The organism is Amycolatopsis sp. TRM77291, assembly GCF_054166285.1.
On record NZ_JBSZHF010000001.1, the window covers coordinates 4,834,781 to 4,847,972 of the forward strand.

Genomic DNA, 13,192 nt, shown 5'->3' on the forward strand with positions numbered 1-13,192 from the left:
GTGCCCGCTCTAGGTGGCGGGCCGTTCTACAGGTTACGTGGGGCTCCCCGATGCGATCACACCGGGGTGCCCCTAGGTGTTCACTAGCTCTTTTCCGACGCCTTGACCGGCGGACCGGCCGGCCGCGAGGCCGCCCGTCGCGGACGACGGCGGGTGGTGGAGCGCACGGCCGGGGCCGGGACGTCCACCTCGGGCTCGGTCTCCTCCTGGGCCGCCGGGGCCTCGGGCGGGGAAACCTCTTCCGTCACAACAGTCTCAGAAGTCACCGGAACCTCGGGTGCTTCGGGCTCGGGGCCCGATTCCGCGACCACGGCGATCTCTTCCTCGCGCACGGCCGGGGCCTCGTCGTCCGAAGTCGTCACCGGCTCACCGGCGAGTTCGGTCGCGGGCGCCTCGGCGACCACCTCCGGAACCGGCTCAGCGGCCGCCTCGGCCGCCTGTTCGACGGTCGCATCGGCAACAGGCTCCGAGACCGGCTCAGCGGGCTGCTCGACCGCCTGAGGGGCGTGGCCGTTGAGCGCGGCGCCCTCGACGTTCTCGGTGGTCTCGTGCGAGTGCTCGCCCTTGGCCGCCTTGGTGGCGTTGGCCACAGCCTGGACCGCCGAAACCACCGACTCGCGCTGAGCGGGCGCCGGGGGCGCCTCGGTCTTGGCCGCGGCGGGCTCGTTCTGCCCCTGGTCCTCACCCTTGCCACGGCCGCGGGACCGGCGGGAGCCCTGCTCCTTGCCGCCACCGCCACCGCCGGCACCGCCGTGGCTGTGCCCGTTCCCGCCGCCACCGGTGCGCTGCGGCTCGGTCGAGACGACCACACCGCGGCCCTTGCAGTGCTCGCACGGCGTCGAGAACGCCTCGAGCAGCCCGGTGCCGATCTTCTTGCGGGTCATCTGCACCAGGCCGAGCGAGGTGACCTCGGCGACCTGGTGACGCGTGCGGTCACGGCCGAGGCATTCGGTCAGCCGGCGCAGCACGAGCTCGCGGTTGGATTCGAGCACCATGTCGATGAAGTCGATGACGATGATGCCGCCGATGTCCCGGAGCCGGAGCTGGCGGACGATCTCCTCCGCCGACTCCAGGTTGTTCCTGGTCACCGTCTCTTCGAGGTTGCCACCCGATCCGGTGAACTTGCCGGTGTTGACGTCGATGACCGTCATCGCTTCGGTGCGGTCGATGACGAGGTAACCGCCCGAGGGCAGCCAGACCTTGCGGTCCAGCGCCTTGGTGATCTGCTCGTCGATCCGGTGGTCGGCGAAGGCCGAACCGGTGCCCGTGTACCGCTTGACGCGATCCGCCAGGTCCGGCGCCACGTGCTGGACGTAGTTGTAGATGGTGTCCCAGGCCTTGTCGCCCTGGATCTCCAGCTTGGCGAAGTCCTCGGTGAACAGGTCGCGCACGACCTTGACCAGCAGGTCCGGCTCTTCGTAGAGCATGACCGGGGCGCTGTTCTTCTTGCCGCCGTTGCCTGCTTCGGCCTTCTCCTTGATGACGTCCCACTGCGCCTTGAGGCGGCGGACGTCGCGGTCCAGCTCTTCCTCGCTGATGCCCTCGGACGCGGTGCGGATGATCACACCGGCGTCCTCGGGGACGATGCGCTTGAGGATGTCCTTCAGGCGGCGGCGCTCGTTCTCCGGGAGCTTCCGGGAGATGCCGGTGGCGCCGCCCGCGGGCACGTAGACCAGGAAGCGGCCCGGCAGCGAGATCTGCGTGGTCAGCCGGGCGCCCTTGTGCCCGACCGGGTCCTTGGTGACCTGGACGAGCACGGAGTCGCCGGTGGAGAGCGCCTGCTCGATCTTGCGGGCCTTGCCCTCGAGACCGGCGGCGTCCCAGTCGACCTCACCTGCGTAGAGCACGGCGTTGCGGCCGCGGCCGATGTCGATGAAGGCGGCCTCCATCGACGGCAGCACGTTCTGCACGCGGCCGAGGTACACGTTGCCGACGATCGAACCGGTGCCCGACGAGGTCACGAAGTGCTCGCACAGGACGCCGTCCTCGAGCACGCCGATCTGCGTGGAGTCGCCCTTCTCGGCGACGACCATGGTGCGCTCGACCGACTCGCGGCGGGCGAGGAACTCGGCCTCGGACAGGATCGGCGCACGACGGCGGCCCGCCTCGCGGCCGTCCCGGCGGCGCTGGCGCTTGGCCTCGAGCCGGGTCGAGCCGCGCACGCTGCGGACCTCGTCCCGCGCGGGGCGCTCGGTCTCGGCGGCCTTGGCCTGGCGCACGTGGACGACCGTGTTGGGCGGGTCGTCGCTGGTGGCCTCGGCGTTGTCGTCGTCCCCGCCCTTGCGACGACGGCGGCGGCGACGGCGCTTGCTGCCACCGTCCGAATCATCACCATTGTCCGAGTCGGCTTCGGCGGACGCCTCTTCGGCGGACTCGGCTGCGGCCTCGTCGGTCTCGGCGTCCTTGTCCTTCGCGCGCTGCTGACGCCCGCGCGGGGTTTCGGCAGGCTGCTCGTCCTCGTTCTCGGACTCGGCCGAGCTCTCGTCGCCGCCCTTGCCCCGGCCGCGGCCACGACGTCCGCGACGACGGCGGCGACGGCCGTTGGCGTCATCACCGTCCTCGTCGGTGCCGTGGCCTTCGGCCTGCTCGGTCTGCGTCTCGTCCTCGTCGGAGGCGGTTTCCTCGGTCGGGGTGAAGGCCGGCTCCGGCTTGCGGGCGGGCTTCGCCACGACGGGCTCCGGCGGGAGGAACACCGGCGACGGCGCGGCGAACACCGGGACGTGCACGGAGGCCTTCGCGGGCCTGGTCGTCGCCTGCGGCGGCTCCGGCGTCACCGGGGCGGCGAGCGCGGGCGGGACACGCCGCGAAGGGGCCTCTGCCTGCGGAGCGGGCTCCGGCTCGGCTTCGGGCTTCGGCTCGGGAGCCGCCGGGGTCTCGGCGACGGGAGCCTCGGCGGCAGGAGCGGCCTCGGCGGTCTCGGGCTCACCGCCGGCGAGGGCTTCGGCGAGCTTGTGCGCCACCTCACTGGTGACGCTGGACTGCGCGCTCCGGACGGTCTCGCCGAGCTCACCGAGCTTGGCCATCAGTTCACGGCTGTTGGATCCCAGCAGCTTCGCCAGCGCGTGCACCCGGATCCGGGGAGGCAGTTCGCCCAGCTGGCTTGCGATGGGTGTGGCGGTATTCCCGCCGGTGACGGCGGGTGTGTCCGCGTTCGACATATATCTCCTCCGCCCCCGGGCGCGTCGGCTGGCTCACACCGGCTCGACGCGGCCGCGCAGGGGCCCCTTTCTGTTCGTTCCGCCGTGGTGGTCACCAGCAGCGGGAATCCTTGCCCGGCACCGCGACGGCGCCGGGGTTGTCCGGGCGCCGCGTACGGCTGAAGGTCTGCTCGGCGGAGCGCTGGCCACGTTCGCGACATCGGGCCGCCCGCCACGTCGTCGAGCCGCATGCAGCGGCGACGCGTGTGGAGGATGTGCAGCACACCACCGGGCCACGAGACCGCGAGCGCCACCTCTCACGTGGGCCCGTCGGCCAGCGGCCACCGCGAGTATCCCACACCCCGGCCCCACTCCGGTGTACTCGGTGCCACAGACCTGGCTCCCGGGCGCGCCGCGCCCACCGGCCGAGCGAACTTCGCGGAAGAGCTTGTCGACCCGGCCGAGGGTGGCTAGCGTGCCGCTCGGGGGTACCGATGCCGAGCCCAGGCGGCGGTGCCCTCGTCGTCCGATGTTCTCCGGTGGGAGGTCAGGTGTCCCTGCTGGGGCGGTCCCTGCGAGCGGCCGTGTGCGCCTTGGTGGTGCTCTGCGGCTCGGTCGCCGCCGTGACGACGGCCGAGGCGGAGACCTCGTGTCATCCACAGGGACGGGCGCTGCGTTACGTCGTCGCCTTCGACAAGGGCACTTCCGAGGCCGAAGCCAGGGAGGCCGTCACCCGCGGCTGCGGCAGCACGACGACCTACTATCCGCAGATCGCGGTCGCCGTGGCGACCTCGGCCGACCCCGCCTTCGCCGAACTGGTCCGGCCCGCCGCCGCGTTCAGCGCGCAGGCGGAGCGGCTGGCGGTGCAGCGGGCCAACGGCACATCACCGGCCAGGTCCGCGCCCGCTCGCGCCGAACTCCAGCCGACGGATCCGGCGAAGGTCCCCTCCGCCGACCGCACCGGCGAGCAGTGGGACATGCGGGCGATCGGCGCCGACAAGGCCCACGCGATCGAACCGGGCAGCCGGGACGTCGTCGTCGGCGTCCTCGACTCCGGTGTCGATCCCGCCCATCCCGAACTGGCGAGCGCCCTCGACCCCGCGAAGTCCGCGGGCTGCCTGACCGGCGTGCCCGACCGGAACTGGGCCGCGACGACCTCGGTGCACGGCACCCACGTCGCGGGGATCATCGCCGCGGCCGACGACGGCAAAGGCGTCACCGGGGTGGCGCCCGGGGTCCGGATCGCCTCGGTGAAGGTGATCGACGATCGCGGGTACGCCGACCCCGAAGCCGCCGTCTGCGGGCTGATGTGGGCCGCCTCACAGGGCATGACGGTGACGAACAGCAGTTACTTCGTCGATCCGTGGTCGCTCTCGTGCGCCCACAACGACGAACGGGGCGTGGTGAACGAGGTCATGGCCCGCGCCGTCGAGTACGCGACCTCGGCGGGCACCCTCACCGTCGCGGCGGCGACCAACGAGGCCGCCGAGCTGGTGCCGTCGCCGCGTTCGGGCGCCCGGTCCGGCTCCGAGGGCTGCCAGGCGCTGCCCGCGGGCCTGCGTGACGTCGTCGCGGTGTCGTCCGTGAGCGAAGAGCGGATCAAGGCCGGCTACAGCTCGTACGGACTGGGCGTGATCGACGTGACCGCTCCCGGCGGCGAGGCCGGGCGATGCGTGCTCTCGACCGTTCCCGGCGGATACGCGCCGCTGTGCGGGACGTCGATGGCGGCGCCGCACGTCGCCGGTGTCGCGGCGTTGCTCGCTTCGAAGCACCCCGGCTACAGCGCCCGCCAGCTGAGGCGGACGCTGGACGCCCAGGCCACCCCGATCGCGTGCCCCGCCGACTACGACCTGACCGGTGACGGCTCGCAGGACGCGTACTGCACCGGGTACGCGGGATTCAACGGCTTCTACGGGCATGGGCTGGTCGACGCGCTGGCCGCGGTGGCGCCGCGGCGCACAGGCGCGAACCCGGCCCGCTGACCGGTCAGCGCAGAAGCAGCTTGCCGAACCGCTTCGAGGACGCGTAGATCCCGACCGCCGCCAGCGCCACCAGGTACGCCACGTTGCCGACCATGCCCCACGACAGGACGCCCGCCGAGAGCCCGCGCATCAGCTCGATGCCGTGGTACAGCGGGAAGACCTGCACGATCCACTGGATCCCGGACGGGTACACCGAAAGCGGGTAGAACGTCGTGGAGAACAGGAACAGCGGCATCAGCACGAGGTTGATGTAGTCGAACTGCGACACCGACCGCAGGAAGGTCACCAGCACGATGCCGATGGCCGAGAACGCCATCGCGATCAGCAGCGCCGCCGGGATCATCAGCAGGGCCCACCACGAGCCGGGCAGCCCCATCACGGTCATCACGCCGAGGAAGGTCGCCGAGTAGATCCCGCCGCGCAGCACCGACCAGCCGACCTCGCCGAGCGCGATGTCCAGCGGCCCGATCGGGGTGGCGAGCATGGCGTCGTACAGCTTGGCGTACTTCAGCTTGAAGAACAGGTTGTACGTCGAGTCGAGGATCGCGCCGTTCATCGCCGACGCCGCGAGCAGGCCGGGCGCGACGAAGGCGACGTAGCTCATCGCCTGGCCGCCGGGACCGACGACCTCGCCGACCAGTTTGCCGAAGCCGAGCTGGAAGGCCATCAGGTAGAACAGCGGCTCGAAGACGCCGGACACGAACAGCATCCAGGCGTGCGAGTACGTCAGGAAGGTGCGCTCCAGCACCGCCGTCGACCGGCCGCTGTACAGCGCGGACGGCAGGATGCGCAGCAGCACCCCACGCCGGGGCGCTTCGGTGAGGACCGCCATTTCAGACCACCAGCCGTCGGTAGAAGTACTTGTGCGCCAGCGCCCAGCCCACCCCGGCCAGCACGACCAGGAAGGCGAGGTGGCCCAGCGTGGCGAGCGGGCCGACGGTGCCGAGACTGACCGCCCTCGCCGCCTCGTTGCCGTGCCACAGCGGGGAGATCCAGGCGATCCACATCAGCGGGGCGGGCAGCTCGGTGATCGGGAAGAACGTGCCGGAGAACAACGTCATCGGGATCAGGACGAACCGGAACACCAGGCCGAACCGCGTGCCCTCGTCGTAGGTGGTCGCGGCCAGCGCCATCACCGGAGTGCCGCACGCGATGCCCGTCAGCGTCCCGATCAGGATGACGGCGAGCACGCCGAAGCTCGTCCAGGATCCGAAGAGCGCCGCGATGACGGCGTAGATCACGCCCGCCAGGGTCAGCCGCAGGCTCACCCACATGACCTGGCTGCCGAGCACCTGACCCGGCGTGATCGGCGTGGCGGTGACCGCGATGTAATCCTGCTGCCACTTGAACCCGGACAGCACCGGGTAACTCGACTCCCCCACCGCCAGCTGCGCGGCACCCGCCACGAGCAGCGCGGGGGCGACGTACTCCAGGTACGAGAACCCGCCCGTGGCCGCACCGGCCTGGACCTGCGAACCGAACCCGAGCCCCATCGCGGCAAGGAAGAGCACCGGTTGCAGGCCCGTCGAGTACAAAGTGGACACCCAGTACCGGCGGTACCACATCCAATGGCCCTCGACCCGCAGCCAGGCTCCCGCCCAGCGCGAGACCACGCGGCCCGTCGACGCCTTCGTCTGCGCAGTGGTCATCAGTCCACCAGCGTCCGGCCGGTGAGGCGGAGGAAGACGTCCTCCAGCGAACTGCGGCGGACCAGGCTCGACAGGGGTCGCAGGCCGCGCGCGTGCGCCTGTTCGAGGGTGGCCTCGCCGGTCATCGTGTAGAGCAGGACGCGGTCCGGTAGGACCTCGACGCGTTCGGCGAGGCCCTCGATCCGCTTCGCGGCCGACTCCTGCTCGCCGTTCGGGAAGCGCAGCTCCACGACCTCGCGGGTGGAGTACCGGCTGATGAGGTCCGCGGGCGAGCCTTCCGCGGCGATCCGGCCGTTGTCCATCACGACCAGCCTGTCGCAGAGCTGCTCCGCCTCGTCCATGTAGTGCGTGGTGATGATGAGCGTGGTCCCGCCCGCCTTGAGCCGGAACAGCCTGTCCCACAACAGGTGGCGGGCCTGCGGGTCGAGCCCCGTCGTCGGCTCGTCGAGCAGGAGCAGCTCCGGGTCGTTGACCAGGGACCGCGCGATGGTAAGCCGCCGCTTCATCCCGCCGGAGAGCGAATCGACCTCCGCGTTCGCCCGGTCGGTGAGCTGGGCGAACTCCATCAGCTCTTCGGCCTTGCTCCGCACGTGCGACCGGGAAAGCCCGAAGTAGCGGCCGTAGATCTGCAGGTTCTGCCGGACGGTGAGCTCGGTGTCCAGGTTGTCCTGCTGCGGCACCACCCCGAGCCGGGCGCGGATCTTCGGCCCCTCGACGTCCGGATCCATCCCGAGGACCCGCAGGTCGCCGTCGGTGCGCGGGGAGACGCTCGCGATCATGCGCATGGTGGAGGACTTGCCCGCGCCGTTGGGCCCGAGGAAGCCGAACGCCTCCCCCGGGCGGACCTCGACGTCGATCCCGCGTACGGCCTCGAAATCGCCGAACCGCTTGACCAACGCCTTCGCCTGCACCATCGCCGGTTCGTGCTCTGAGTCACCCACGGTAGGCACCCTAGGACCTGCCACCGACAAAACTCGACCGGTTTATCCGGACCCTTGTCGGCCGTTGCCCGCTCGTCGATACTCACCGACCATGAGTCTCAAGCCCAGAATCGCCCTGTTGTCCGTTCTTGTCAGCGCCGGGCTCCTGGTGGCGCCCGCCGCGCAGGCGGCCGAGACCACTGTGGACGGCCGGACCGTGGACCCGCGCCCCTCCACCGCCAAGCTGGCCTTCGAGCTGCACAAGCTGGCGGCGCTCAGCCACGGCAAGATCCGGGTGGACAGGATCGGCCGCAGCAACGAGGGCCGTCCGGTGTGGGCGGCCAGGGTCGGCCACGGCAAGACGCGGATCCAGTACGTCACCCAGCAGCACGGCGACGAGCCGCTCGGCACCCCCGCCGCGCTCGAATTCCTGCGCAAGGTCGGCGTCGGGCACAGCCCGTGGGCACAGAAGCTGCTCGCGAAGGTGACCGTCGACATCGTCGTGCGCGCCAACCCCGACGGGCACGAGCGCGACTGGCGCTACAACTACGACCCGGACGCCACTCCCGAATACGGCGAGAAGGGCAAGGGGTACGACATCAACCGCTACCACGACCCGGCCGTGGCGCCGAAGGACAACCCGGCCACCGAGGCGGGCCTGATCCAGCGGCGGAACGCGTCGTTCAAGCCGGACATCATGGTCGACTACCACATGCAGGACCGTTACCGGGACGCGGACGGCAAGGAGATCACCGCTTCCACGATGTGGCCGACGCATCCGGGCGTGAAACCGTCCGATGTGGACTTCGCGAAGCAGATCGCGGTCGTGGTGCAGCGGTCGATCGACGCCAACGGCGGCTATGTCTCGCAGTACCCCGGCGGTGACTACCAGGGCATCGCGCGCAACGGGTACGGGCTGCTCGGCAACGGCAGCGTGCTGATCGAGCTGAGCCTCATCCCGGAGCGGGAACAGCAGCAGATCCAGGACGCGCTGGCGTCGATGCTCGCGATCGCGCGGTCCGCGGCCGACGGTTCGGTGCGGAAGGTGGATCCGGCCGACGCCGAGGCGATCCCGCCGCGGGGTCCGGCGCTGCCCGGGTCGGTCGAAGAGGAGCACGAAGCCGCCTGACGCTCGTGAGTGGTAAGGACGGTTAGAACCGTCCTTACCACTCACGAGGTCGTTCAGCGGACGGTGACCGAAAGGCTCCGCGTCACCCCGTTGACGGTGACCGATAGGTTCGCCGTCCCCGGCCGCAGCGCGGTCAGCACCCCGGTCGCCGGGTCGAAAGACGCGACGTCCCACGGCATCGCGGGCAGGAACCCGCCGGCGACATGCGCACCCCAGCCGCCCTTCCAGTCCGCACTGACCGGATACGACACCGGCACCTGACGCGCTCCCTGCGTCACCACGGCCCGGACGTCCGCCTTCTCCCCGCGCGCCAGCGACGAGGGACCGGACACCGTCAGCGCGTCGACGTTCGGCCGCGTCTCGAACCGCACCGGCTGCGCCTTGTCCCCCGGTTCGAACCGGACCATCGTCCAGCCGACGAACCCGCCGTCACCAGGGGCCGCCGCGGGCGACTTCCCGGAGTTCCCGTTCACCAGATACGGCACGCCGTCGACCCGCGAGAGGTTGAAAACGCCCGCGTGCGAAGCGATCGCGGCCGCCTGCTTGCCCGACTCGCGTTCGAAGGCGGTCAGCCAGCCGGTCAGCATGGCGGCCTCCTTGCGGTCAGCCAGCTGCGAATTCCCGGTCGGGCTGGGGTCCTTCACCGGATGGTGCATCGCGACGACCACGCCGCGGATCCGCCTGTCCGCCTTCGCGCCGTCGAGCGCCTCGCGCAGCATCCGGATCTGGCCGAACCCGCCCGCGCGCAGCGAACCGCGCGAGGAATCCATCAGCACTAACCGGATCCCGGCGACGTCGGCGACGCGATGGGTCTCCCCGAACGCCGCCTGGAACTCCGCGAGCCCGTGCCCGCCGTCGGCCTCGTGGTTGCCCGGCACGTAGTACCACGGCGCCTTGCCGACGAGTTCCTCATCGATGATCGAGCGAGCCAGGACGAAATCGGCCGCCGTACCGCGGTCGACGAAGTCACCGTTGATCAGCACGAGATCCGGTTTCGCCGCCACCGCCTCGCGCAGCGCGCGACGGGCCTGGGCGACCAGCGGCCCGTCCGGCTGGTCCGCGGTGAACTGCGCGTCGCTGACCACGGCGATCCGCAGGCCGCCGGTCGCGGCGCCGTCGGTGATCAACGCCGGGTCGCGCGGAGCCGGGTCGGCGGGGACGGCGGCCGCGGGCGCGACCTCGAAGGTGAGGTCGTCGAAGACCAGCCGTCCTTCGTACTGCTGGGCCGGGACGTTCTCGACGGCGTAGAACTTCGTCAGCCGCTGTCCGTCGGGGAGCCCGGCGGGGATGGCCGCGCGCACGTAGCGCCAGCCCGTCCAGTCGACGCTCAGCGAAAGATCCACGACGGACGGGACGTTGGCGGCGTCACGGAGTTCCGCCCGCAGCCAAGCGCCCTTCGCGTCGCCGTTGACCCACAGGCCGACACGCTGGGTGCCGGGCGGCAGCGCGATCGGTACCGCCGAGTTCACGTAGGCCGCACGCGTGGCGTTGGTCCCGTTCAGCCGGTAGTCCAGTGCGAGACCGCGTCCACCGTCCCGGCCGGGTGCCTCGGAAAGCGCGGCACCGACGACGGCCGGGAAGACGCTGGCGGACCAGCCCGCCGGGCCGTCCAGCGGGGACGCCACGCGGGATTCCGTGCCGACGGAAGCGGCCAGATGCGTCACCTTCCCGCCGGCGGTGGCGGTGATCGCCGAAGCGCCCGACGCCTTGAGCGCCGTGACCGCGAACCCGTCACCGGACGGTTCGATCTTCACCACCGCGGGGTCGTAATCGAGTTTGACGTCGTCGGGCTCGATCCACGTGCCGTAACCGTCGGCGTCGTAGCCGAACACCTTGAACGTGCTCTTCGCGCCTTCGCCGGACAGCGCGACCTGTTCGGTGCTCGTGCCCAGACGGACCGGCGAACCGAGGACGTTCAACGTGGCCTTGCCCATGACACCGCCGCGCTTCGCCAGAACGTCGACATTCGCGGGCGCGTCCGGCCGGAGCCGGTCGGCGTGCGCGGTGAACACGCCGCCGGTCACGGTGCCGCGCAACGGATTCGTGCTGAGCCACTGGACGTGGGAGTCGACGGCGGCGCCGGTCTCGTCGTGGCCCCCGGCGGCGAGCTTCCGCGTCAGCCCGGAAAGCACGCGCGTCGCGTCGGCGGTGTCCTGCACTGGACGGGGCGCGAATCCGGTCAGGCGTCCGCTTCCCGGCGTCGTCGCGACACCGATCCCGTTGGGCACCAAGCGTTCCCCGCCGTCCGACGGCGAGTTGCGGACCAGCGGCGCCTTCTCGCCCTCTTCGCGGGCGAGCATGGTCGACGAGCCGCCGCCGTCGAGGTTGAGGGCGTCGTCCGCGCCGAGCGACTTCATGTGCCGGGCGAGTTCGAGTTCCGTCATGCCGCGGCTGTCGGCCTGGCGGCCGTCGACCGTCGCCAGCCACATCTTCGTGCCGTCGGCCGAGAACCCGACCGCGGTCCGCGGGTGCATCGCGACGTTGTCGACCGGCTGCACCGCGCCGTCACGCAGCAGGACCTTGTTGCCGCCGATCGAGACGGACAGCTTGCCCGCGTCACTCTTCGGCGCGTACGTGACCCCCACCCGGTCGCCGGTCTTCAAGCCGGACAACGTGTCCACGCCACCGTCACGGGCGAGCAGGACCGTCGCACCGGCCGCGATCGGGCCGTCCGCGGGCTGCGGCCGGACCTGCGTGACGACGCCGCCGGAGACCTCGATCTCGACGACGCGCTGGGCACCCGCGACCGACGTCCGCCGCGAGGACGCGCCCCACAACGGCGTGTAGACGCCGATCGCGTCGCCGCTCAGCACGGGACTGTTGAAGTTCGACGCGGGCACGACCCGGCCGTCGGGCAGGGTGACCGACGCGTCGAGGAACACCTCCGCGAGCCGGGCCTTGCCTTCCTCGGTGATCGACGCGGTCAGGTTGTGGCCGCGCGCGGGCGCCGTCTGGAGGTTCCCGGCGTCGATGCCGACGCCGATCGGCGCTCCGCTGGCGTTGATGTCGAAGAAGTCCCCGTTGACCCCGGCGACCGCGCCGGCCCTGGACACCTGCTGCGAAAGCGGTGTCCGCGCGGAAACCGTGCCGGGGCTGAGGTACGTCGGTTCGAGGGTCTTGCTGGTGAGGTCGACGGCGAGGGTGTCGCCGCGGATCCAGCCCGCCGGGTCGTACCGGTCGAACTCGGTGAGGCTCAGACCCGGTGCCACGCGCGAAGTCGCGCTCGTGGTGACGAGGCCGTCGTCGGGCGCGGCCACGGCGTACGCGGACGGCCCCTCCTTCGCCGAGGACGCCGCCGGGGCGGCTTCGATGGGCGCCGGACCAAGCGGAGCGGCCAAGGGATCGGCGTGCGCCGGTGGGGCGACGAACAATCCGGGCAGCAGGGCAGCGAGCAGCAACAGGCGTGAATTTCTCACGAATTACCCCACGATCGAGTGATAGGCAGCTCAGCTCAGCACAGCGGACGCGAGCCGCCAGGAGAAGACCCCGGGGTGAACGTGAACCGAACGGCGTAGGGCGCCGAAGGTCAGGGCGTCACGGGCCCGGCGAGAAAGGTCTCGGCCGCCTCGACGTCACCGGTGATCTTGATACCCGAAGCGGCGAGCTCGATCCGTTGCCACAGCAGCAGATCCAGCTCCTCCGCGGGCCCTTCGACGACGGCGCCGGCCGCTTCGGCGGGGTCCGCCTGCCGCGAGCCGGGGACGTCGGTCTCACCCGGCGGTGTGATCAACCAGGCGTGTCCGGTGTCGGATGTCTTCAGCAGCAACGGAACGGTGACCGCCGGCGGGGTGTGCCAGCGCTTCACCTTCGGCAGCATGCCGAGGAGGACCTCGTCCACGCCGTCGGCGGCGAGGGACGGGTCCAGGGTGTATTCGGTCCCTGCAGCGCGGTGCGCGTCGAGCAGGTGCACCGCGGTCTCGTGGACCTGGCGGCGGAACCAGAAGGACTTGGTCTTGGCGGCGGCGGTGAAGTTCCAGGCGCCGTCCTGGGGAGCTGCCGCGCGCAGCGCCTCGATGAGTTCGTCCGCGCTTTCGCGGTACCAGGGGGCGAGATCCACGCCCGGTTCGGCGTCGAGGTCCTGCGGGGCGGGCTCGCCGGTGCGCACGATCCCGGCCGCCCAGCGGTGGACGTTGCCGAGGTGGACGACCAGGTCACGCAGGCGCCAATCGCCGCAGCACGGCACGGGCGCGGCGTGGTCCCCGGTGCTCGCGACCCGCGCGAAACCGGCGGTGAGTTCCCGCAAGCGCTCCAGGTACTCGTCCGGTGTCATCGTGGCTCCCCAGGTTCGTGGACGGCGCGGCGCTCCCGCGCCGTCCACGATTCTGTCAGACCTCGGGGAACCAGAGCTTGAGCTCGCGCTCGGCCGACTCCGGCG

8 protein-coding genes are annotated in these 13,192 nt (G+C 71.2%); 2 read left to right on the plus strand and 6 right to left on the minus strand.

Going from position 1 to position 13,192, the window contains the following annotated elements; all coding sequences use genetic code 11:
- Window positions 1-83 precede the first annotated feature (83 nt).
- Window positions 84-3,158, minus strand: coding sequence for a translation initiation factor IF-2 N-terminal domain-containing protein (locus ACXIZN_RS22390; protein ID WP_457956672.1), 3,075 nt, complete (start codon window positions 3,156-3,158; stop codon window positions 84-86).
- A 530-nt stretch (window positions 3,159-3,688) separates the two neighbouring features.
- Here ACXIZN_RS22390 and ACXIZN_RS22395 point away from each other — a divergent pair.
- A complete protein-coding gene (locus ACXIZN_RS22395; RefSeq protein ID WP_457956674.1) occupies window positions 3,689-5,119 on the plus strand; it encodes a S8 family peptidase in 1,431 nt (476 codons plus the stop codon).
- Window positions 5,120-5,123: 4 nt separating this feature from the next.
- Here the strand turns inward: ACXIZN_RS22395 and ACXIZN_RS22400 are convergent, their stop codons facing one another.
- The 3 genes from ACXIZN_RS22400 to ACXIZN_RS22410 are packed head-to-tail and all read right to left on the minus strand — an operon-like array spanning window position 5,124 to window position 7,682.
- Window positions 5,124-5,951 carry an ABC transporter permease gene (locus ACXIZN_RS22400; protein WP_457956675.1) on the minus strand — a complete coding sequence of 276 codons (828 nt, stop codon included), beginning with the start codon at window positions 5,949-5,951 and terminating at the stop codon, window positions 5,124-5,126.
- 1 nt (window position 5,952) lies between these two features.
- Window positions 5,953-6,768: an ABC transporter permease gene (locus ACXIZN_RS22405; protein WP_457956676.1), complete on the minus strand. Its 816-nt coding sequence runs from the start codon at window positions 6,766-6,768 to the stop codon at window positions 5,953-5,955.
- On the minus strand, window positions 6,768-7,682 hold the full coding sequence (locus tag ACXIZN_RS22410; RefSeq protein ID WP_378439098.1) for an ABC transporter ATP-binding protein: 915 nt from the start codon (window positions 7,680-7,682) through the stop codon (window positions 6,768-6,770). The genes ACXIZN_RS22405 and ACXIZN_RS22410 overlap by 1 nt, the downstream gene beginning before the upstream one ends.
- Window positions 7,683-7,800: 118 nt before the next feature.
- On the opposite strand from ACXIZN_RS22410, the gene ACXIZN_RS22415 reads away from it, so the two are divergent.
- On the plus strand, window positions 7,801-8,817 hold the full coding sequence (locus ACXIZN_RS22415; protein ID WP_457956678.1) for a M14 family zinc carboxypeptidase: 1,017 nt from the start codon (window positions 7,801-7,803) through the stop codon (window positions 8,815-8,817).
- A 53-nt stretch (window positions 8,818-8,870) separates the two neighbouring features.
- Here ACXIZN_RS22415 and ACXIZN_RS22420 read toward each other — a convergent pair whose 3' ends face one another.
- Both ACXIZN_RS22420 and ACXIZN_RS22425 read right to left on the minus strand, forming a co-directional pair.
- Window positions 8,871-12,215: a phosphodiester glycosidase family protein gene (locus tag ACXIZN_RS22420; protein ID WP_457960574.1), complete on the minus strand. Its 3,345-nt coding sequence runs from the start codon at window positions 12,213-12,215 to the stop codon at window positions 8,871-8,873.
- 128 nt (window positions 12,216-12,343) lie between these two features.
- Window positions 12,344-13,087, minus strand: coding sequence for a maleylpyruvate isomerase family mycothiol-dependent enzyme (locus ACXIZN_RS22425; RefSeq protein WP_457956680.1), 744 nt, complete (start codon window positions 13,085-13,087; stop codon window positions 12,344-12,346).
- Window positions 13,088-13,192 lie beyond the last annotated feature (105 nt).

Bases quoted from the DNA above. Each gene is read 5' to 3' on its own strand.
- ACXIZN_RS22400 (WP_457956675.1), bottom strand. From the start codon at position 5,951: ATGGCGGTCCTCACCGAAGCGCCCCGGCGTGGGGTGCTGCTGCGCATC.
- ACXIZN_RS22405 (WP_457956676.1), bottom strand. From the start codon at position 6,768: ATGACCACTGCGCAGACGAAGGCGTCGACGGGCCGCGTGGTCTCGCGC.
- ACXIZN_RS22390 (WP_457956672.1), bottom strand. From the start codon at position 3,158: ATGTCGAACGCGGACACACCCGCCGTCACCGGCGGGAATACCGCCACA.
- ACXIZN_RS22415 (WP_457956678.1), top strand. From the start codon at position 7,801: ATGAGTCTCAAGCCCAGAATCGCCCTGTTGTCCGTTCTTGTCAGCGCC.
- ACXIZN_RS22425 (WP_457956680.1), bottom strand. From the start codon at position 13,087: ATGACACCGGACGAGTACCTGGAGCGCTTGCGGGAACTCACCGCCGGT.
- ACXIZN_RS22410 (WP_378439098.1), bottom strand. From the start codon at position 7,682: ATGGTGCAGGCGAAGGCGTTGGTCAAGCGGTTCGGCGATTTCGAGGCC.